Genomic DNA, 19,450 nt, shown 5'->3' with positions numbered 1-19,450 from the left:
CAGGATCTGCCGCCGGCAATCAGTTGGCTGGATCGGCCGCCAGGCGTCCGGCGTCCTTGAGCAGCGCCTTGAGGAAGGCCTCCTGCAATTCCGGATCATTGCGGGTCAGCTCGATCAGGCTCTGTTCCAGCTCGCTGGCTTCTTCTTCCAGGCCGAGGTCGGACAGGCGTTTGACCCGATGCACCCACTGGGCCACGTCGTCGCCTTCCAGGTCGTCGAAGATCAGGTCATGGGCTTCGCGCAACTTGCTGCGCAGGGTATGGCTGACCAGCAGGCTGGCCTGCGCCTGGGCCTGACCCTGTTCATCCTCGACGCTCAGCAGCAGGGTGCCGATGCGGCCGATGTCCTGTTCACTGAAGGGGCTGTCGAGCAGGTTCAGGCGTAACACGCCATTGCGATCGGTGAGCAGCTCGAATTGTTGCTGGTTGGCCTTGACCTGCACAGGGCGTTCGGCCCATGGCAGGTTGCTGTACTCCATGCGCCGATCACGCTGGGTTTCGTTGATGCTGGCCAGGTTCTGCTCCGCGCGGCCGTTGGACTCGACGTTCATGAAGGGGTTGAGGCCGGCCATGCCGTAGCTGATCCAGTCACGGGTCGCGGTTTCCGGCAGGCTGCCGAGCAGCACCACGTTGAGCACGTTGGCACCGACACCGGCGACCACCGCCACCGCACCCATGGGCACCTCGTAGAGCTCGCGCCAGGGCTGGTAGGGGGTGTAGCGGTCGTAGCGACGGGTAACCTCGAAGGCAGTGACCTCGAAGCTCTTCTGCTCATGCACGCGCACGCGCCGTTGCGGCAGCTCCAGCACCTTGGGTTCACCGACATCGATCTGCAGGCTGTGATCCAGCAGTTTGCGTTCGATACGCTCCTCGTGTTCGCTGCGCTGCGGCAATTGATTGGCGCAGCCGCCGAGGAAGAGGGCGCCGCACAAGGCGGCGCCGATGAGGCGAAGGTTGTAGCTCGTGTGCATGATGGCTCGGCGGTGCGCTGTGATCAGCGGCTGATACGGGCTTGCAGGAAGGGCAGGATATCGGCCAGGGCGACGGCTTGCGGCTCGGTCTCGGCGCGGCTCTTGTACTCGAGGTTACCCTCGGCCAGGCCACGATCGCTGACCACGACTCGGTGCGGAATGCCGATCAGCTCCATGTCGGCGAACTTGATGCCGGGGCTGGTCTTCTTGTCGCGGTCATCCAGCAGCACCTCGAAACCAGCGGCGGTCAGCTCGGCATAGAGCTTGTCGGTGGCCTCGCGGACCTGCTCGGTTTCGTAGCGCAGCGGTATCAGGGCGATGTGGAAGGGTGCCAGGGCGTCGTTCCAGCGAATGCCGCGCTCGTCGAAATTTTGTTCGATGGCGGCTGCCACCACGCGGGAAACGCCAATACCGTAGCAGCCCATGGTCAGGGTCACCGGCTTGCCGTTCTCACCCAGCACCTGGCAGTTCATCGCCTCGCTGTACTTGGTGCCGAGCTGGAAGATATGCCCGACTTCGATGCCGCGCTTGATCACCAGGGTGCCCTGGCCATCCGGGCTGGGGTCACCTTCGACGACGTTGCGCAGGTCGGCCACGGTGGGCACCGGCAGGTCGCGCTCCCAGTTGACGCCGAAGTAGTGCTTGTCGTCGATGTTGGCACCGATGACGAAGTCGCTCATCAGCTCCACGGAACGGTCGATGATCACCGGCAACGGCAGGTTCAGCGGGCCGAGGGAACCGGCACCGGCACCGATGGCCGCGCGCAGTTCGGCATCGCTGGCCATGGTCAGCGGGCTGGCGACCTGCTCCAGGTTGGCGGCCTTGATCTCGTTGAGTTCGTGGTCGCCACGCACCACCAGGGCGATCAGCTTGCCTTCTTCGGCGGCGTGCACGATCAGGGTCTTGATGGTCTTCTCGATCGGCAGGTCGAAGCCTTCGACCAGGGCGGCGATGGTCTTGGCATTCGGGGTATCGACCAGGCGCAGTTCTTCGGTCGGCGCCGGGCGGCTTTTCTCGCGCGGCAGCGCTTCGGCTTTTTCGATGTTGGCGGCGTAATCGGAGCTGTCGCTGAAGGCGATATCGTCCTCACCGGAGTCGGCCAGCACATGGAATTCGTGCGAGCCGGTGCCACCGATGGAGCCGGTATCGGCCTGCACCGGGCGGAAGTTCAGGCCCAGGCGGGTGAAGACGTTGCAGTACGCCTGGTGCATGCGGTCGTAGGTTTCCTGCAAGGACGCCTGGTCGGCATGGAAGGAGTAGGCGTCCTTCATGATGAACTCGCGGCCACGCATCAGGCCGAAGCGTGGACGGATCTCGTCACGGAACTTGGTCTGGATCTGATAGAAGTTGATCGGCAACTGCTTGTAGCTGTTCAGCTCGTTGCGGGCCAGCTCGGTGATCACTTCCTCGTGGGTCGGGCCGACGCAGAATTCGCGGTCGTGGCGATCCTTGACGCGCAGCAGCTCAGGGCCGTATTGCACCCAGCGGCCGGATTCCTGCCACAGTTCGGCCGGCTGGATGGCCGGCATCAGCACTTCCAGGGCGCCGGCGGCGTTCATTTCCTCGCGTACCACGTTCTCCACCTTGCGCAGCACGCGCAGGCCCATCGGCAGCCAGGTGTACAGGCCGGAGGCCAGCTTGCGGATCATGCCGGCACGCAGCATCAGCTGGTGGCTGATCACCACGGCATCGGAAGGGGTTTCTTTCAGGGTCGAGAGCAGGAACTGACTGGTACGCATGTTTGGCCGTTCTGTCGGTTGCTAGGGCGTGTAGTAGCCCGGCATTGTACGGTGCCTGCACAGTGCCGTACAGGACGTGGGCAGGCCCATTGGCGTGATCGTACGGGGGAGTGGAGGATGTCGACATTGACCGCGCCAGAGGTGCAGGCGCTGATTCGGGCCGGGCTGCCCATGGCGGAGGATATCGACCTGCGCATCGACCGGCTCGATGCCGAGGGTGTAGTGGCGCGTGTGCCGTTTCACGCCAGGTTGGTTCGCCCGGGCGGCACGCTTTCCGGCCCGACCATGATGGCCCTGGGGGATGCCGCCATGTATGCCGTCGTGCTCGGGCGCCTGGGGCGTGTGGAGATGGCGGTGACGTCCAATCTGAATATCAATTTCCTGGTCAAGCCCAGGCCGGTGGATCTGTTGGCGCATGCCACCGTTCTGCGCCTCAGTCGGCGGCAGGCGGTGTGTGAGGTCTCTATCTATTCGGCGGGCAACGAGGAGGAGTTGGTAGCCCATGTCACGGGCACCTATGTGTTGCCGGGTTGATTGGCGAAAGGGTTCTGCCTGAAATGAAACAGCCCGGCAAAAGCCGGGCTGATTTTTACGTGAGTCGTTAAGTAATCGCAGGGATTACAGAACGCTCAGCGGGTACTCCACGATCAGGCGGAAGTCGTTGTTGTCAGAGCCATAGTTAGCATTCTGCGAGCTGTTAGCGCGATAGATGGCGCTACGAACGCGGAAAGACAGGTCTTTAGCGGCGCCTTCTTGAACGACGTATTTGGTCTCGAAGTTGAATTCGTTCTCTTCGCCGTCTTCAGTGCCAGCGCCGTAGCTGACGTTATCACCGGTGATGTAGCGAGCCATGAAGCTCAGACCCGGTACGCCATAGGCAGCCATGTCGATGTCGTAACGAGCTTGCCAGGAACGCTCGTCTTTGCCGTTAAAATCGGAATACTGAACCGAGTTACCCAGCCAGACGGTACCGCCGCCATCGATGCCATAGTTATGGCCGGTGTCGCCGGTGGAGCGCTGATGAACGATGGTGAAGGTATGGGCGCCCAGAGAGTAGGCTGCTGCCAGGCTCCAGATCTTATTATCGACTTTGCCAGCGAGTGCTTGGCCATCGTCGTCCGTTTTATAGAAGTTGAAGTCGAAGTTCATCGACTGCTCCTCTGCGAAGGGCAGAGTGTAGTTCAGGTTAACGTACTTCTTCTTCCAGAAATCTTCGACATCGGATGCGTGAATGGCACCACTGAAATTGTCGGTAAAGCTGTAGCTGGCACCCACGATGTTAGCTGACTTCAGGGTTCTGTTCCCTTGAGTCTTGCTGTCCCTACCAGTTGCAGTTTGGCTGCTCAGGGCAGTGAAACGACCGGCAGTTAGTTCCAGGCCTTCAATCTCATTGCTGGTGATCAGAGCGCCAGTAGCGACTTCAGGCAGGATACGTGCATCATCAGTAGAAAATACCGGACTGGCGACCATCTGGTTGCCGTACTTCAATACGGTGTTGGATACACGGAATTTGACAGCACCGCCAACTTCGCTCTGAGTGTCCTCGGGCTGGCCATCACCGTTTTTCGAGAACTGACCGATACCTGCGCGGCCTTTGCCACTATCCAGTTTGATGCTGCTCAGTGAGTGTGCGTCTACACCTACACCTACGGTGCCTTGGGTGAAACCAGATTCGTACAGCAGGCGGATGCCGAGGCCGAACTCTTCACTGTAGCCATTGCGCTTGCTGGAGGCGCCGTCAGTAGTGGTGTCAGCGCCGTTTTTGTAGTCACGGTTGTGATACAGGGCGCGATTGAAAATGTTGAAGCTGCTGTCTTCGATAAATCCATTGGATTCGGACTGCGCGCTGGCGAAGGCCATTTGGCTGGTGCCCGCGGCGACTGCCAGGGCGATTACGCTCCACTTCATCACTTGCATCGTGAATGCTCCTTGGGGTTTGGAAGAGTTGCGCTGCCCAATCTTTTGTTATATGGGCGGCTCTTTCTTTTTGTGTCGGCGGTAACTTATAGCACGCAACCAGTGTTGGCGATAGTTTCAGTCTATTCCTTGCGGCTTCTGTGGCTCCATGTCGCATGGAGTTGGGAAGGATGTCGCAAATCTGTAGCTGCTCTTGACGTGCTATGGCAAGCCGACGCTCTCGCGGTTCTGTCGTGCCGGATACCGCTGTTATTGGTTGACTGCACGGTGTACCGGGCATTGTGCAGTGCATTAGCAAGAGTCGTGCTCAAAATGGCATTCTCAGGCTAATCCGTTGATTCTCGTGGAGGCATCCGGGTGTAAAGCGGGAATTTCGTCACGTTTGGCTCTATTTTCATGAGCTGCGTTGGTCTGCTGGCGTGGGGCATGGGTGTTGCTCGGTTCACTCGGTCAGGCCTTGGCTACCGGGGGTAGGCTTTTGCTGGTAACGAGGTAGCAGGAGGTATTACCCAAGGAAACAAAATGGTGCGCGCTCGTGACGTGGGTGCATTCTGTTGGTGCGCTCTTTTCGAGGTGACCTGTCGGGGCAGGCTGCGTATGCTGCGCGCCTTGTGGCTCGGGGCGATGCCTCGATGTCAAACTGTGCAGGTTATCGCCAGAGGAGTGCTGCCATGTTCAGCCTGGATTCGCGTTTGCAGCAGGACTGCCTGCTGCTGGGGGACTTTCCGTTGTCGCGTCTGTTGCTGATGAATGACGCGCAATATCCCTGGTTCATTCTCGTGCCAAGGCGTGAGGAGGTCAGCGAGCTGTTCCAGCTCGATGCCGAGGATCAGCGCCAGCTCTGGCAGGAAACCACCTGGCTGGCCGAAACGCTCAAGGACACCTTCGCTGCCGACAAGATGAACGTGGCGACGCTGGGCAATATGGTGAGCCAGTTGCATATGCACGTGATCGTGCGCCGTCGCGATGATATTGCCTGGCCGGCCCCTGTCTGGGGTAGGCATGCGGCAGTACCCTATACCTCCGCGCAGGTCGAGGCGCTCAAGGGCAAGCTGCGCCTGGTTCTGACCGAGGACTTTCGTTTCGCCGAGGAGGACGCATGAGTCTGGAAGCACGCATTACCGAACTGGAGAGCCGCTTGGCCTTTCAGGACGACACGATTCAGGCGCTCAACGATGAGCTGGTCGAGCAGCAGCGGCGTATTGAGCGCCTGCAGTTGCAGTTGGCGGCTCTGGCGCGGCGTCAGGAGGAGTTGCAGGGGCAGGTGGGGGTGATCGAGAGCGAGGCGCCACCGCCACATTACTGAGTTTTAAAACAAGAAGCCCGCGACGATTCGCGGGCTTCTTGTTTTCTGGTGCTTGAGGGTCAGTGGCGCGAGGGTGCTGCAGCGATCACGTCTTCGGCTTGCAGGCCCTTGTCGCGCTGCATGACCGAGAATTCCACGCGTTGCCCCTCTACCAGCACACGGTGACCTTCACCGCGAATGGCGCGAAAGTGCACGAAGATGTCTTCGCCGGAATCGCGGGAGATGAAGCCAAAACCCTTGGAGGTGTTGAACCACTTGACCGTGCCGGTTTCGCGGTCTTCTTGCGGGGCACTGTGTGCCACGGCCTCATCGCGTGTGCTGATGCGAATGGCGGGGGCACTCGCCGCGGCTGGTAACTGGCAGGCCAGGTGCAGAGTGACGGCGGCGAAGGTGATCAGCAGGCTCAGCCAGATGGCGGGATGGCCGCCAATGCTCGGCAGCGGTGCCAGCAGCACCAATGCCTGCAGTACGGCGGCGAGAATCAGCAGGGCAGAGGCGAGACCTTGCAGTTGTTGGCGTAGCGTGCTGGTGGCGTTGCTCTGTACTGGGGCCAGGGTCAGGTTGAGTAGGGCGATCAGTGCCAGGTACAGCGCATCGGGCGTGCCCAGGAGGCCTTGCGGGGCGGAAATACCGGAAAAGAGCGACAGTAGCAGGGCGGCGAGCCCCACCAGGAGATGGGCGATTTTCAACATGTTTGAGTAACTCACTGATTGAATGACGAGGTGCTGGTGAATAACAGAGGGCGGCGCAAGCCGTTTTTGCCAGATTGCTTGCCGCTGCGGATCGAGAGTGCGGCTAGCGAAGCTATTTAACCGCAAAGGATGGGGCTACTCAAATCAAGCGCTTAGCGTACTTTCGTCTATGCGTGGGTGAACCTGGTTGCGGCCATTGCGCTTGGCTTGGTAGAGCGCGTCGTCGGCGCGTGTGAGCAGGCTTTCCAGGCCGTCGCCTGCCATGGCCAGGGCGAAGCCGAAGGAGGCGGTGATGCTGTCGAGTACCTGGTCGGTGCTGCGCACCTTGACTCGCAGGCCGTGCATCTTGTTGCGCAGGTGCTCGGCAAAGTGCCGGGCTGCTTCGAGGCTCTGGCACTCGCGCAAGACCACGCAGAATTCCTCGCCGCCGTAGCGAGCGGCAAAGGCTCGATTGGGCAAGTTCTCGCGCAGCAGACGACCGACGTGCTGCAGCACGCGGTCACCCAGTGGGTGGCCATACTGGTCGTTGAACTGCTTGAAGTGATCGATATCCAGCATGATCAGGGTCAATCCGTCCGTGGACTCGTTCAGTGCCTGTTCGAGCAGGCGCGTGAATGCCTGGCGGTTGAGCAGGTGGGTCAGGCTGTCGAGGGTGGCGGCCAGTTGGGCGCGTTCCAGTTGGTTGCGCAGGTGCTGTATTTCGCTTTGGGCGGCGCGCAGCTTGTAAAGCAGTTGTTGCTGCTGATCCTGCATCTGCTGCGTGCTTTCCTGCAGCTCACCGATCACGCCAGGCAGGTCTTCGATGAGGGGCTCGTGCAGGGCGCTCAGACTCTGGGCCAGGCTTAGCTGGTAGTGTTGGCTGCTGGTCACGCTGCGCGAGACGTCACCTTCTATGTCGTCCACCAGTTCGATGACTTGCTGCTGTCCAGCGCGCGCCTCTTCGAGTTCGCCATGGATGATGTGTTCGCGGAACAACTTGCGCGCGACCTCTCCCGGGAAGGCGTCGAAATCCTCGACGATTCTGTTCAGGCGCTTGTTCAGCTCAGTGTTCTCGCCACGGCTGTAGGTGTACCACAGCGCATAGTGCACGGGGCTTGGCGGAATGTCATGGCGCATCATCAGAGGTACGGCTTGCTTGAGGAGTGCAGCCGCAGTGCGTGTTTCCTCGGGGTACAGTTCGAGGAGAGTGGGGGGCTTCGGTATCTGGGACATGCGTGCACAGGCGCTTGGCGACATAGATACACAGCATAGAGCAGATGGATTGCAATCGGCTAATGAAAAGGCCCGGCGAGCCGGGCCTTGTAGAAACTCATACCGCCAGCAGGCTGCGCAGCATCCAGGCGGTCTTCTCGTGCACCTGCATGCGCTGGGTCAGCAGGTCGGCAGTGGGTTCGTCGCTGACCTTGTCCAGCAGCGGGAAGATCCCGCGAGCGGTACGCACCACGGCCTCCTGGCCTTCGACCAGTTGCTTGATCATGCCCTCGGCGCTCGGTACGCCTTCCTCTTCCTTGATCGAGGACAGGCGGGCGTAGGCGGCATAAGTGCCTGGCGCCGGGAAGCCCAGTGCCCGGATACGCTCGGCGATGGCGTCCACCGCCAGCGCCAACTCGGTGTACTGCCCCTCGAACATCAGGTGCAGGGTGTTGAACATCGGGCCGGTGACGTTCCAGTGGAAATTGTGGGTCTTCAGATACAGCGTGTAGGTGTCGGCCAGCAGGCGCGAGAGACCCTCGGCGATGGCGGCACGATCCTGTTCGGCGATTCCGATGTTGATGTCCATTCTCTTCTCCTGTGGTATGGCTCGGGATGTCTTGCCTCAGTTAATGGGGCAAGCCTATCACGGAGGGCGGGCGAGCCGGTTTGGGCTTGTATCAATCGAGTGCATGCTTAGAGGCTATCGATGGCCTGGAGTTCATTGCCCGCATGCCTTTGGCTGCTCATCGAGGGTGGCTATGTTGCGCCTGGCTCCGGTCGATCTGTCGCGGTGTGCTGCACTGGCGGCTGCGTCCTGTCAATTTAGGCGATATAATCCCGCCCTTTGTCAAAGCCGGGTGTGCGCCAAGGCGTGTGGCCGGCGTTGCTCCTGGCCTGAGTGCGCAGGGCAAGACCTGACCTGTCCAAGACCTAATTAGAGAAGCGAACCACGATCATGATGCGCAGCCACTATTGCGGCCAGTTGAACGAGAGCCTGGATGGCCAGGAAATCACCCTTTGCGGCTGGGTACACCGTCGCCGTGACCATGGTGGGGTGATCTTCCTCGATATCCGTGATCGTGAAGGCCTGGCCCAGGTGGTGTTCGACCCGGATCGTGCCGAGACCTTCGCCAAGGCCGACCGCGTGCGCAGTGAGTACGTGGTCAAGATCACCGGCAAGGTACGCCTGCGCCCGGCCGGTGCGGTGAACCCGAACATGGCGTCCGGTGCCATCGAGGTGCTGGGCTACGAGCTGGACGTGCTCAACGAGGCGGAAACCCCGCCGTTCCCGCTCAACGAGTACACCGACGTCGGCGAGGAAACCCGCCTGCGCTACCGCTTCATCGACCTGCGTCGCCCGGAAATGGCCGAGAAGCTCAAGCTGCGTTCGCGCATCACCTCGAGCATTCGCCGCTACCTGGACGACAACGGCTTCCTCGATGTGGAAACGCCGATCCTGACCCGCGCCACCCCGGAAGGTGCGCGTGATTACCTGGTGCCGAGCCGCACCCATGCCGGCAGCTTCTTCGCCCTGCCGCAGTCGCCGCAGTTGTTCAAGCAACTGCTGATGGTGGCCGGCTTCGACCGCTACTACCAGATCGCCAAGTGCTTCCGTGACGAAGACCTGCGGGCCGACCGCCAGCCGGAATTCACCCAGATCGACATCGAGACCAGCTTCCTCGATGAAAAGGACATCATGGACATCACCGAGACCATGGTGCGCAACCTGTTCAAGGAAGTGCTGGACGTCGAGTTCGGCGAACTGCCGCACATGACCCTGGCCGAAGCCATGCGCCGTTTCGGTTCGGACAAGCCGGATCTGCGTATTCCGCTGGAGCTGGTGGACGTTGAAGACCAGCTCAAGGACGTGGAATTCAAGGTCTTCGCGGGCCCGGCCAACGATCCGAAATGCCGCGTCACCGCGCTGCGCGTTCCGGGCGGGGCGAGCATGCCGCGCAAGCAGATCGACGACTACACCAAGTTCGTCGGCATCTACGGTGCCAAGGGTCTGGCCTACATCAAGGTCAACGAGCGCGCCGCTGGCGTCGAAGGCTTGCAGTCGCCGATCGTCAAGAACATCCCGCTGGACAACATCAACGTCATCCTCGACCGCGTCGGTGCGGTCGACGGCGACATCGTGTTCTTCGGCGCCGACAAGGCCAAGATCGTGTCCGAAGCACTGGGCGCGCTGCGTATCAAGCTCGGTCATGACCTGAATCTGCTTACCTGCGAATGGGCGCCGCTGTGGGTCGTCGACTTCCCGATGTTCGAGGAAAACGACGACGGCAGCCTTACCGCCATGCACCACCCCTTCACCTCGCCCAAGTGCAGCCCGGAAGAACTCAAGGCCAACCCGGGTGCGGCGCTGTCGCGGGCCTACGACATGGTGCTCAATGGCACCGAGTTGGGTGGTGGTTCCATCCGTATCCACGACAAGAAGATGCAGCAGGCGGTCTTCGAGGTGCTGGGCATCAGCGAAGCGGAGCAGGAAGAGAAGTTCGGCTTCCTCCTCGATGCGCTGAAGTTCGGCGCGCCGCCCCATGGTGGCCTGGCCTTCGGCCTGGATCGCCTGGTGATGCTGATGACCGGTGCGCAATCGATCCGCGAAGTGATCGCCTTCCCGAAAACCCAGAGCGCCGCCTGTGTCATGACCCAGGCACCGGGTGTGGTGGATGCCAAGTCGCTGCGTGAGCTGCACATCCGCCTGCGCGAGCAACCCAAAGCGGAATAAAGGCAGCGGCAAGCGGCAAGCGGCAAGCTTCAGGCTGCAAGAGCTTTTACTTGAGGCTTGTAGCTTGCGGCTTGCAGCTTAGAAGTTGATAGGAGTGAGTTATGGCTGGTCATTCCAAATGGGCCAATATCAAGCACCGCAAGGGTCGTCAGGATGCCAAGCGGGGTAAGATCTTCACCAAGTTGATTCGTGAGCTGACGGTCGCCGCCAAGCACGGCGGCCCGATTCCGGCGGACAACCCGCGTCTGCGCCTGGCCGTGGACAAGGCGCTGACCAACAACATGTCGCGTGATGTGATCGACCGCGCCATCGCCCGTGGCGCCGGCAACAACGAAGCCGACAACGTCATCGAGTTCAGCTACGAAGGTTACGCCCCGAGTGGCGTGGCCATCATCGTCGAAGTGATGACCGACAACCGCAACCGTACCGCCGCCGAAGTACGGCATGCCTTCAGCAAGTGCGGTGGCAACCTCGGCACCGATGGTTCGGTGGCCTACATGTTCGAGCGCAAGGGGCAGATCAGCTTCGCGCCGGGCGTCGATGAGGACGCGCTGATGGAAGCGGCGCTGGAAGCGGGTGCCGATGATGTGGAGATGGGCGAAGACGGCTCTGCCATGGTCTCCACCAGCTTCACCGAGTTCCACGCGGTGAACGAGGCGCTGAGCGCTGCCGGCTTCAAGGGCGAGGAGGCGGAAATCGCCATGATCCCCTCGATCAGTGCACCGATCGGCGATCTGGAAACTGCGCAGAAGGTGTTCAAGCTGATCGACATGCTCGAAGACCTGGATGACGTGCAGAACGTCTACCACAACGCCGAAGTGGCCGACGAGATCATGGAACAGCTCGGCTGAGGTGTAGCCCGGATGCGATCCGGGCCACGAACGAGGAAGCCGGAAGCGCTGTGCAGTGCTTCCGGCTTTTTCATGATTGATGGCGCGTCACGGATGACGGCATGCGGAGTGCCCCGTATACTCGCCAACTGGATAAATAGACAGTTGCTGACATGACCCTGATCCTAGGCATCGACCCCGGCTCGCGCATCACCGGCTATGGCGTGGTACGCGACACCGGGCGCGGCTGCGAGTACGTGGCTTCCGGTTGCATTCGCACTGGCAACGGGCCGCTGGCCGAGCGCCTGCAGATCGTCTTTCGCGGCGTCAGCGAGGTGATCCGTAGCCATGGGCCGGTGACCATGGGTATCGAGCAGGTGTTCATGGCGCGCAATGCCGATTCGGCCCTCAAGCTCGGCCAGGCCCGTGGCGCGGCCATAGTCGCGGCGGTGGAGGCGGGGCTGGAGGTCAGTGAATACACCGCCACCCAGGTCAAGCAGGCGGTGGTCGGCACTGGCGCGGCGGACAAGCAACAGGTGCAGATGATGGTCATGCACCTGCTGGGGCTGGTGCAGAAGCCGCAGATCGACGCCTCTGATGCCCTGGGTATCGCCCTGTGTCACGCCCACCACCGGCAGAGTCTCATTCCCCATGGACTGGCTGGCGCCAAGCGGCGTGGCGGTCGTCTTCGTTTGTAATCGGATTGAAGGAAAGCGCTGGTGATCGGACGTTTGCGCGGCACCCTGGCGGAAAAACAGCCGCCATATTTGCTTCTGGATGTGAATGGCGTCGGTTATGAGCTGGAAGTGCCGATGACCACCCTTTATCGTCTGCCTGCTGTGGGCCAGCCGGTCACCCTGCATACCCATCAGGTGGTACGCGAGGATGCGCACCTGCTCTACGGCTTTTTCGAGAAGCGCGAGCGTGAGCTGTTTCGTGAACTGATTCGCCTCAACGGCGTCGGCCCCAAGCTGGCCTTGGCCTTGATGTCCGGGTTGGAGGTGGACGAATTGGTGCGTTGCGTGCAGGCGCAGGATACCGCCGTGCTGGTCAAGGTGCCGGGGGTCGGCAAGAAGACCGCCGAGCGCTTGCTGGTGGAGCTCAAGGATCGCTTCAAGGCCTGGGAGTCGATCCCGTCCATCGCGCCCCTGGTCGTTGAACCTCAACTGGCTCAGGCAGTCTCAAGCGCGGAGAATGACGCCGTCAGTGCCCTGATATCCCTGGGCTACAAGCCGCAGGAGGCCAGCCGGGCAGTCGCAGCGGTCAAGGAGGATGGCTTGAGCAGTGAAGATCTGATTCGTCGCGCCTTGCGCGGCATGGCATAGGGTGGATGACGCCTTTTTCATCCACCGGCTTTTTGGTGGAAAACGCTGCGCGGTTTTCCACCCTGCATTGCAATTCAACGGACTCTTAGTGGAACCCTTCGATGATCGAAGCCGATCGCCTGATCACCGCCAGCCCGCGAGAGCGTGAAGAACAGCAGGACAGGGCCATTCGCCCCTTGCGCCTGGCCGACTATATCGGCCAGCCGGTGGTGCGCGAGCAGATGTCGCTGTTCATCCAGGCTGCCCGGGGTAGGGCAGAGGCGCTCGACCATACGCTGATCTTCGGCCCGCCCGGTCTGGGCAAGACCACCCTGGCCAACATCATCGCCGAGGAAATGGGCAGCTCGATCAAGAGCACCTCCGGCCCGGTGCTGGAACGCCCGGGGGATCTGGCCGCGCTGCTGACCAATCTGGAAAGCGGCGATGTGCTGTTCATCGACGAGATTCACCGTCTTTCCCCGGTGGTCGAGGAAGTGCTGTATCCGGCCATGGAAGACTTCCAGCTCGACATCATGATCGGCGAAGGGCCCGCCGCGCGGTCGATCAAGCTGGATCTGCCACCCTTTACCCTGGTCGGTGCCACCACTCGTGCCGGCATGCTGACCAATCCGCTGCGTGATCGCTTCGGCATCGTTCAGCGCCTTGAGTTCTACGGCATCGACGACCTGGCCACCATCGTCTCGCGTTCCGCCGGGATTCTCGGCCTGCCCATCGAGGCCAAGGGCGCCTACGAAATCGCCCGTCGCGCGCGTGGCACGCCGCGTATCGCCAACCGTCTGCTGCGTCGCGTGCGCGATTTCGCCGAGGTGCGTGGTAATGGGCAGATATCCCAGGCCATTGCCGACCAGGCGCTGAACCTGCTGGATGTCGACGAGCACGGCTTCGATCACTCCGACCGCCGCCTGCTGCTGGCCATGATCGAGAAGTTCGACGGTGGCCCGGTGGGCCTCGACAGTCTGGCCGCCGCCATTGGCGAAGAGCGCCACACCATCGAAGACGTGCTGGAGCCCTACCTGATCCAGCAGGGCTATATGATGCGTACCCCACGTGGGCGGGTGGTCACCCGCCATGCCTATCTGCACTTCGGCCTGAACATTCCCAAGCGCCTTGGCGAGTCGCCGGCGCCTGATCTTTTCTCAGCAGGTGAGCCATGACGAAAAAATTGTTACCGACCCGGATTGGCAAGTCTCGGAGGCGGGACTAGAGTATGCCCTCGCAAAACGGAGTCCAGCCGTTTCGTCATCGTTGTCGTGTCTACTACGAGGACACCGACGCCGGTGGCATCGTCTACTACGTCAATTACCTCAAATTCATGGAACGGGCTCGCACCGAGCGTCTGCGTGAGCTGGGTTATGCCCAGTCGACGCTGGCTGGTGAGGGCCTGTTGTTCGTCGTGCATTCGGCCGAAGCGCGCTACCACGCGCCGGCACGCCTGGACGACGAGCTGTTGATCAGCGCCGATGTGATCGAATTGAACCGTGCCAGCCTGCGTTTTCGTCAACAGGTCAGGCGAGCTGCGGATGATGTGCTGCTCTGCGAAGGGCAGTTCCTGGTGGCCTGTGTGCGCACCGACAACTTGAAGCCCCGGGCCATACCCGAACCGATGCGCCAAGCGTTCGCCGGTTCCCAGGTGTCCGGTCAAATTGCAGCAGGAGAGTAAGCGTGGAAGCCAACGCCGTTGACCATATGTCGATGTGGAGTCTGATCAGCAACGCCAGCTTTGTGGTGCAGCTGGTGATGCTCACCCTGGTGAGTGCATCGATCATTTCCTGGGTGATGATCTTTCAGCGCAGCAACGCCATACGCGCGGCCAAACGCGCGCTGGACAACTTCGAGGATCGTTTCTGGTCCGGTATCGACCTGTCCAAGCTGTATCGCCAGGCTGGTAGCAATCCCGATCCGGACTCGGGTCTGGAGCAGATCTTCCGTGCTGGCTTCAAGGAGTTCTCCCGCCTACGTCAGCAGCCGGGCGTCGACCCCGATGCGGTGATGGACGGCGTCGCCCGTGCCATGCGCGTGGCCATCTCCCGTGAGGAGGAGAAGCTGGAAACCGCGCTGCCGTTCCTGGCCACCGTCGGCTCCACCAGTCCTTACATTGGTCTGTTCGGCACCGTATGGGGCATCATGAACTCTTTCCGTGGCCTGGCGCAGGTGCAGCAGGCCACCCTGGCCACTGTCGCGCCGGGCATCGCCGAGGCGCTGATCGCCACCGCCATCGGTCTGTTCGCGGCCATTCCGGCGGTGATCGCCTACAACCGCTTCTCCGCACGCGGTGAAATGCTGATCGGCCGTTATTACACCTTCGCCGACGAGTTCCAGGCCATCCTGCACCGCAAGGTGCACACCTCGGAAGACTAAGGCGAGCGAAGAGGACAGGTTTTAACCATGGCGAGAATTCGCAACAGACGCAAACCGGTCGCCGAGATGAACGTGGTGCCCTACATCGATGTGATGCTGGTGCTGCTGGTCATCTTCATGGTCACCGCGCCGATGCTCAACCAGGGCGTCAAGGTCGAGCTGCCCAAGGTCAGCAGCGAGGTGCTGCCGCAGGATAATGACGCCCAGGTGCTGACCATCTCCATCAAGGCCGACAAGACCTATTACTGGAACATGGGCAGCGAAGTGGACATCGACACCGAGCAGGAGCGTGCCTCCACGCTGGCACAGATGACCCAGGCCGTCTCGGCGATCATTGCCGAGAACCGTCGTCAGGGTAAGAAGGTGCAAGTGTTCGTGCGCGGCGACAAATCCGTGGATTACGGCACCGTGATGGCGGCCATGGGCGGTCTGCAGCAGGCCGACGTGGGCAACGTCGGCTTGATCACCGAGGCCCCCTGATGCAGCAGCCCGAGCGTCCGCAATCGGAAAGCTACTTCTGGCCCATCGTCTGGGCCGTGGGCTTGCACGTCCTGATGTTCGCCATGCTGTTCGTCAGCTTCGCCTTCTCGCCTGAGCTGCCGCCGGCGCGTCCGGTGGTGCAGGCCACGCTCTATCAGCTCAAGTCGCAAAGCCAGGCCACCACCCAGACCACGCAGAAGATCGCTGGCGAGGCGCAGAAGACCTCGGCACCGCAGTTCGAGACCGAGCGTCTGGAACAGAAGAAAGCCGAGGAACAGAAGGTGGCGGCGGCCAAGAAGGCCGAGGAACAAAAGCAGGCCGAGGAGGCTCGAAAGGCCGAACAGGCCAAAGCTGAGGCGGCCAAGGCCGAAGCGGCGAAGAAGGCGGAGGCCGAGAAGGCCGCCGAGCAGAAACGCCAGGCCGATATCGCCAAGAAGCGCGCCGAGGAAGAGGCGAAGAAGAAAGCCGCCGAGGAAGCCAAGAAAAAGGCAGCCGAAGAAGCGAAGAAGAAAGCGGCGGAAGAGGCCAAGAAGAAGGCCGCTGCCGAAGCAGCGAAGAAAAAGGCGGCCGAGGAGGCCAAGAAGAAAGCCGAGGCAGCCAAGCGCAAGGCGGCCGAGGATCAGAAGGCAGCAGCCCTGGCTGACTTGCTGTCGGACAACGTAGAAAGGCAGCAAACTATTGCCGATACACACGGTGACCAAGTTGCCGGTAGCTACGACGATTTGATCCGACGCCTAGTGTCTGAAAGCTGGAGCCGTCCGCCATCTGCGCGTAATGGAATGAGTGTCGTGATTCAAATCAACATGTTGCCTGATGGAACTATCACCAATGCCTCTGTATCTCGATCGAGTGGGGACAGTGCGTTTGATAGTTCGGCGGTTTCAGCGGTACGCGCTGTCGGTCGCATTCCCGAGATGCGAGAAATACCGGCAGCTGATTTCGCACCTTATCGCTCATTCAAAATGACATTCACACCAGAGGATCTGTCGCTGTGAAAAAGCTGATGCAAACATTTTTCTTGCTGATCACATGCATTTCAATGAATGTCTGGGCAGAAGAAAAAAATATCCTAGTAACGAGTGGGGCCGATCGTGCAATCCCCATCGCCGTGGTGCCTTTCGGCTGGCAAGGCGGCAGCGTCCTGCCGCAGGACATGGCCGAAATTGTCGGTAATGACCTGCGCAACTCAGGCTATTTCGAGCCGATCCCGCGGCAGAACATGATCAGCTTGCCGACCCAGGCCAGCGAAGTCATCTACCGTGACTGGAAAGCCCTCGGCGCGCAGTATGTGCTGGTCGGCAACGTCGTGCCCAACGGCGGTCGCCTGCAGGTGCAGTACGCGCTGTTCAATGTTGCCACCGAGCAGCAGTTGATGACCGGTAATGTCGGCGGCGGCACCGAGCAACTGCGCGACATGGCCCACCATATCGCCAACCAGTCGTTCGAGAAACTCACCGGGGTCAAGGGGGCGTTCGCCACCAAACTGCTCTACGTGACTGCCGAGCGCTTCGGTGCCAACAACACTCGCTACACCCTGCAACGCTCCGACTACGATGGTGCGCGTGCGGTGACCCTGCTGCAGTCGCGCGAGCCGATCCTGTCGCCGTCGTTCGCACCGGATGGCCGTCGTATCGCCTATGTTTCGTTCGAACAGCGTCGTCCGCGTATCTTCGTGCAACACATTGACACCGGTCGCCGTGAGCAGATCACCAACTTCGAGGGGCTCAATGGCGCGCCGGCCTGGTCGCCGGATGGTTCGCGCCTGGCCTTCGTGCTGTCCAAGGACGGCAACCCGGAAATCTACGTGATGGATCTGGGCAGCCGGCAGATGCGCCGGGTGACCAACCACTATGCCATCGATACCGAACCTTTCTGGGGCAAGGACGGTCAGACCCTGTACTTCACCTCGGATCGGGCTGGCAAGCCGCAGATCTACAAAACCAATGTCAATTCAGGTGCGGTGGAACGTGTGACCTTCGTCGGCAACTACAACGCCAACCCGAAACTTTCGGCGGATGAAAAGTTGCTGGTGATGATCCATCGTCAGGAGGGTTTCACCGTGTTCAAGGTGGCCGCTCAGGATCTGGAAACCAACCGCCTGCGGATTCTTTCCGACACAAGTTTGGATGAGTCGCCCACTGTTGCGCCCAATGGCACCATGCTAATCTACGCCACCCGCCAGCAGGGCCGGGGAGTCTTGATGTTGGCGTCCACCAATGGACGCGTGAGGCTCCCTCTTCCTACCGCTCAAGGCGAAGTTCGAGAGCCTTCTTGGTCCCCTTACCTGAACTGATTGCGGTGCTTTACCTTAATTGCTTAACACACTGGGGTTCTTTAGGAGTTACATGATGGAAATGCTGAAATTCGGTAAGTTCGCTGCACTGTCCCTGGCTCTCGCCGTTGCCGTAGGTTGCTCCTCCAAAGGCGGTGACGCTACTGGCGAAGGCGCGGTCGACCCGAACGCTGGCTACGATGCCAACGCCAACGCTGGCATGGACGGCAGCCTGAGCGAAGAAGCCGCTCTGCGCGCTATCACCACTTTCTACTTCGAGTTCGACAGCTCCGACCTGAAGCCCGAAGCCATGCGCGCTCTGGACGTACACGCCAAGGATCTGAAAGCCAACGGCAACCGTGTCGTTCTGGAAGGTCACACCGACGAGCGCGGCACCCGCGAGTACAACATGGCTCTGGGCGAGCGTCGTGCCAAGGCCGTTCAGCGCTACCTGGTTCTGCAGGGCGTTTCCCCGGCTCAGCTGGAACTGGTGTCCTACGGTGAAGAGCGTCCGGTCGCTACCGGCCACGACGAGCAGTCCTGGGCTCAGAACCGTCGCGTAGAGCTGCGCAAGTAATTTGCCATGCTGAACTGCCGCCGTACTCTGACCCTTCTGGCACTGGCCTTGCCGCTTGCGGCAATGGCTGAGGTTCCCGTACTGGATAGCAGCTCCATGCAAGGGAGCAGCTATCCACCGGCGGGTTATGGTACGGCTGGCGCCTCCGTCGGGGCGGGCGCGCAAGCGCCCGTCTCGGCGCAGGGCATGCTGTTCAATCAGCTTCAACAGTTGCAGCAGGAACTGGCGCAACTGCGGGGTATGGTCGAAGAGCAGCAGAATGAAATCCAGCGCCTCAAGCAGGAAGGTCTGGAGCGTTACCAGGATCTGGATCAACGTATTTCCGCCGGTGCTGCTGCCGGTGCTCCCGCACAGAATTCTCCTACCACTGGCACGAACAACGCCAGTGGCACGCCGACGCCGCCGCCGGCTGCTCAGCAGCAGGCCAGCGCCGAGCCGGGTGACCCGGCCAAGGAAAAACTCTACTACGAGGCCGCCTTCGACCTGATCAAGGCCAAGGACTTCGACAAGGCGTCGCAAGCGTTCACCGCCTTCCTCAATCGCTACCCCAACAGCCAGTACGCCGGTAACGCGCAATACTGGCTGGGCGAAGTGAACCTGGCCAAGGGGGATCTGCAGGCCGCAGGTCAGGCCTTCGCCAAGGTCAGCCAGGCTTACCCGAACCATGCCAAGGTGCCGGATTCGCTGTTCAAGCTGGCCGATGTCGAGCGGCGTCTGGGCCACAACGACAAGGCGCGTGGCATTCTCCAGCAGGTCATCGCCCAGTATCCGGGCAGTTCGGCTGCGCAGTTGGCGCAACGCGACCTGCAACGCCTGTAAGCCTGAACGCTTGCCAAGAACCCGCGCCTGTCGCGGGTTTTTCTTGTGGCCTGGCATCTGGCGGCCATCGCACAGCGACGTTAAAAGGTTCATCGCATTTTCAGGGGGGATGCCTGGCTGACACCGGACTGGCAATACGGTGTGAGTTGTTCTGGTGTCTGTTCCGAATTGCCGCGTTTTTGCTGATGTTTCTGGTTTCGCCCTCCCGGGCGAGTCACTTTGCGGGCAAAGTAACCAAAA

Annotated in this window: 21 protein-coding genes and 1 pseudogene; 15 read left to right on the top strand and 7 right to left on the bottom strand. The window is 61.0% G+C overall.

What is annotated here, in order from left to right; translation table 11 throughout:
- Window positions 1–19: 19 nt before the first annotated feature.
- Together PVE35_RS18030 and PVE35_RS18025 are read right to left on the bottom strand one after the other, a co-directional pair.
- Window positions 20–970 (bottom strand): hypothetical protein, encoded by a 951-nt coding sequence (locus PVE35_RS18030; RefSeq protein ID WP_277372571.1) that lies wholly within the window; start codon window positions 968–970, stop codon window positions 20–22.
- Between the two features lie 23 nt (window positions 971–993).
- Window positions 994–2,709, bottom strand: a complete 1,716-nt coding sequence (locus PVE35_RS18025; protein ID WP_268178485.1) for a proline--tRNA ligase — start codon at window positions 2,707–2,709, stop codon at window positions 994–996.
- A 126-nt stretch (window positions 2,710–2,835) separates the two neighbouring features.
- Between PVE35_RS18025 and PVE35_RS18020 the strand changes: the two genes are divergently transcribed.
- Window positions 2,836–3,243 (top strand): PaaI family thioesterase, encoded by a 408-nt coding sequence (locus PVE35_RS18020; RefSeq protein ID WP_268184359.1) that lies wholly within the window; start codon window positions 2,836–2,838, stop codon window positions 3,241–3,243.
- Window positions 3,244–3,327: 84 nt separating this feature from the next.
- Here PVE35_RS18020 and PVE35_RS18015 read toward each other — a convergent pair whose 3' ends face one another.
- Window positions 3,328–4,626, bottom strand: coding sequence for an OprD family porin (locus tag PVE35_RS18015; protein ID WP_268178483.1), 1,299 nt, complete (start codon window positions 4,624–4,626; stop codon window positions 3,328–3,330).
- Between the two features lie 671 nt (window positions 4,627–5,297).
- Between PVE35_RS18015 and PVE35_RS18010 the strand changes: the two genes are divergently transcribed.
- A complete protein-coding gene (locus PVE35_RS18010) occupies window positions 5,298–5,729 on the top strand; it encodes an HIT domain-containing protein (protein ID WP_277372570.1) in 432 nt (143 codons plus the stop codon).
- Entirely contained in the window at window positions 5,726–5,932 is a 207-nt protein-coding gene (locus tag PVE35_RS18005) for a SlyX family protein (RefSeq protein WP_268178479.1), read from the top strand. The genes PVE35_RS18010 and PVE35_RS18005 overlap by 4 nt, the downstream gene beginning before the upstream one ends.
- 59 nt (window positions 5,933–5,991) lie before the next feature.
- On the opposite strand, the gene PVE35_RS18000 is transcribed toward PVE35_RS18005, so the two are convergent.
- From PVE35_RS18000 to PVE35_RS17990, 4 genes and pseudogenes are all read right to left on the bottom strand, one after another.
- A complete protein-coding gene (locus PVE35_RS18000) occupies window positions 5,992–6,234 on the bottom strand; it encodes a cold-shock protein (protein ID WP_268184357.1) in 243 nt (80 codons plus the stop codon).
- Window positions 6,235–6,354: 120 nt separating this feature from the next.
- Window positions 6,355–6,624, bottom strand: a pseudogene (locus PVE35_RS25475) (cold shock domain-containing protein membrane protein); the annotation flags it as partial.
- Between the two features lie 144 nt (window positions 6,625–6,768).
- Window positions 6,769–7,836, bottom strand: coding sequence for a GGDEF domain-containing protein (locus PVE35_RS17995; protein WP_268178478.1), 1,068 nt, complete (start codon window positions 7,834–7,836; stop codon window positions 6,769–6,771).
- A 97-nt stretch (window positions 7,837–7,933) separates the two neighbouring features.
- Window positions 7,934–8,404, bottom strand: a complete 471-nt coding sequence (locus tag PVE35_RS17990; protein WP_268178477.1) for a Dps family protein — start codon at window positions 8,402–8,404, stop codon at window positions 7,934–7,936.
- A 369-nt stretch (window positions 8,405–8,773) separates the two neighbouring features.
- Here PVE35_RS17990 and aspS point away from each other — a divergent pair, with 369 nt between their 5' ends.
- From aspS to ybgF, 12 genes are all read left to right on the top strand, one after another.
- The gene (gene aspS / locus PVE35_RS17985) at window positions 8,774–10,549 is read left to right on the top strand and encodes an aspartate--tRNA ligase (protein ID WP_277372569.1); all 1,776 of its coding nucleotides are present in this window, start codon (window positions 8,774–8,776) and stop codon (window positions 10,547–10,549) included.
- 101 nt (window positions 10,550–10,650) lie between these two features.
- Window positions 10,651–11,400: a YebC/PmpR family DNA-binding transcriptional regulator gene (locus tag PVE35_RS17980; RefSeq protein ID WP_277372568.1), complete on the top strand. Its 750-nt coding sequence runs from the start codon at window positions 10,651–10,653 to the stop codon at window positions 11,398–11,400.
- Window positions 11,401–11,552: 152 nt separating this feature from the next.
- Window positions 11,553–12,077: a crossover junction endodeoxyribonuclease RuvC gene (gene ruvC / locus PVE35_RS17975; protein ID WP_268178474.1), complete on the top strand. Its 525-nt coding sequence runs from the start codon at window positions 11,553–11,555 to the stop codon at window positions 12,075–12,077.
- 21 nt (window positions 12,078–12,098) lie between these two features.
- On the top strand, window positions 12,099–12,704 hold the full coding sequence (gene ruvA, locus PVE35_RS17970) for a Holliday junction branch migration protein RuvA (RefSeq protein ID WP_268178473.1): 606 nt from the start codon (window positions 12,099–12,101) through the stop codon (window positions 12,702–12,704).
- Between the two features lie 101 nt (window positions 12,705–12,805).
- Window positions 12,806–13,858, top strand: a complete 1,053-nt coding sequence (ruvB, locus tag PVE35_RS17965) for a Holliday junction branch migration DNA helicase RuvB (protein WP_277372567.1) — start codon at window positions 12,806–12,808, stop codon at window positions 13,856–13,858.
- A gap of 53 nt (window positions 13,859–13,911) precedes the next feature.
- Window positions 13,912–14,364 carry a tol-pal system-associated acyl-CoA thioesterase gene (gene ybgC / locus PVE35_RS17960; protein ID WP_268178471.1) on the top strand — a complete coding sequence of 151 codons (453 nt, stop codon included), beginning with the start codon at window positions 13,912–13,914 and terminating at the stop codon, window positions 14,362–14,364.
- Between the two features lie 2 nt (window positions 14,365–14,366).
- Window positions 14,367–15,062, top strand: coding sequence for a protein TolQ (gene tolQ, locus PVE35_RS17955; RefSeq protein ID WP_268178470.1), 696 nt, complete (start codon window positions 14,367–14,369; stop codon window positions 15,060–15,062).
- Window positions 15,063–15,089: 27 nt separating this feature from the next.
- Complete coding sequence (tolR, locus tag PVE35_RS17950; RefSeq protein WP_268178469.1) at window positions 15,090–15,542, top strand: protein TolR; 453 nt, start codon at window positions 15,090–15,092, stop codon at window positions 15,540–15,542.
- Window positions 15,542–16,537 (top strand): cell envelope integrity protein TolA, encoded by a 996-nt coding sequence (tolA, locus tag PVE35_RS17945; RefSeq protein WP_277372566.1) that lies wholly within the window; start codon window positions 15,542–15,544, stop codon window positions 16,535–16,537. Before tolR ends, tolA begins: the two co-directional genes overlap by 1 nt.
- 44 nt (window positions 16,538–16,581) lie before the next feature.
- A complete protein-coding gene (tolB, locus tag PVE35_RS17940) occupies window positions 16,582–17,835 on the top strand; it encodes a Tol-Pal system beta propeller repeat protein TolB (RefSeq protein WP_277374905.1) in 1,254 nt (417 codons plus the stop codon).
- Between the two features lie 55 nt (window positions 17,836–17,890).
- Window positions 17,891–18,391: a peptidoglycan-associated lipoprotein Pal gene (pal, locus tag PVE35_RS17935; protein WP_268178467.1), complete on the top strand. Its 501-nt coding sequence runs from the start codon at window positions 17,891–17,893 to the stop codon at window positions 18,389–18,391.
- A 6-nt stretch (window positions 18,392–18,397) separates the two neighbouring features.
- Window positions 18,398–19,210 carry a tol-pal system protein YbgF gene (gene ybgF, locus PVE35_RS17930; RefSeq protein ID WP_268178466.1) on the top strand — a complete coding sequence of 271 codons (813 nt, stop codon included), beginning with the start codon at window positions 18,398–18,400 and terminating at the stop codon, window positions 19,208–19,210.
- The last annotated feature ends 240 nt before the right edge of the window (window positions 19,211–19,450 follow it).

The organism is Pseudomonas sp. AA-38 (genome assembly GCF_029457475.1).
Taxonomy (GTDB): domain Bacteria; phylum Pseudomonadota; class Gammaproteobacteria; order Pseudomonadales; family Pseudomonadaceae; genus Aquipseudomonas.
This window is presented reverse-complemented; position numbering and strand designations above follow the sequence as displayed.

Coding starts and splice junctions, on each gene's coding strand:
- PVE35_RS18030 (WP_277372571.1), bottom strand. CDS start 970: ATGCACACGAGCTACAACCTTCGCCTCATCGGCGCCGCCTTGTGCGGC.
- PVE35_RS18025 (WP_268178485.1), bottom strand. CDS start 2,709: ATGCGTACCAGTCAGTTCCTGCTCTCGACCCTGAAAGAAACCCCTTCC.
- PVE35_RS18015 (WP_268178483.1), bottom strand. CDS start 4,626: ATGCAAGTGATGAAGTGGAGCGTAATCGCCCTGGCAGTCGCCGCGGGC.
- PVE35_RS18010 (WP_277372570.1), top strand. CDS start 5,298: ATGTTCAGCCTGGATTCGCGTTTGCAGCAGGACTGCCTGCTGCTGGGG.
- PVE35_RS18005 (WP_268178479.1), top strand. CDS start 5,726: ATGAGTCTGGAAGCACGCATTACCGAACTGGAGAGCCGCTTGGCCTTT.
- PVE35_RS17995 (WP_268178478.1), bottom strand. CDS start 7,836: ATGTCCCAGATACCGAAGCCCCCCACTCTCCTCGAACTGTACCCCGAG.
- PVE35_RS17990 (WP_268178477.1), bottom strand. CDS start 8,404: ATGGACATCAACATCGGAATCGCCGAACAGGATCGTGCCGCCATCGCC.
- aspS (WP_277372569.1), top strand. CDS start 8,774: ATGATGCGCAGCCACTATTGCGGCCAGTTGAACGAGAGCCTGGATGGC.
- PVE35_RS17980 (WP_277372568.1), top strand. CDS start 10,651: ATGGCTGGTCATTCCAAATGGGCCAATATCAAGCACCGCAAGGGTCGT.
- ruvC (WP_268178474.1), top strand. CDS start 11,553: ATGACCCTGATCCTAGGCATCGACCCCGGCTCGCGCATCACCGGCTAT.
- ruvB (WP_277372567.1), top strand. CDS start 12,806: ATGATCGAAGCCGATCGCCTGATCACCGCCAGCCCGCGAGAGCGTGAA.
- ybgC (WP_268178471.1), top strand. CDS start 13,912: ATGCCCTCGCAAAACGGAGTCCAGCCGTTTCGTCATCGTTGTCGTGTC.
- tolR (WP_268178469.1), top strand. CDS start 15,090: ATGGCGAGAATTCGCAACAGACGCAAACCGGTCGCCGAGATGAACGTG.
- tolA (WP_277372566.1), top strand. CDS start 15,542: ATGCAGCAGCCCGAGCGTCCGCAATCGGAAAGCTACTTCTGGCCCATC.
- tolB (WP_277374905.1), top strand. CDS start 16,582: ATGAATGTCTGGGCAGAAGAAAAAAATATCCTAGTAACGAGTGGGGCC.
- pal (WP_268178467.1), top strand. CDS start 17,891: ATGGAAATGCTGAAATTCGGTAAGTTCGCTGCACTGTCCCTGGCTCTC.
- ybgF (WP_268178466.1), top strand. CDS start 18,398: ATGCTGAACTGCCGCCGTACTCTGACCCTTCTGGCACTGGCCTTGCCG.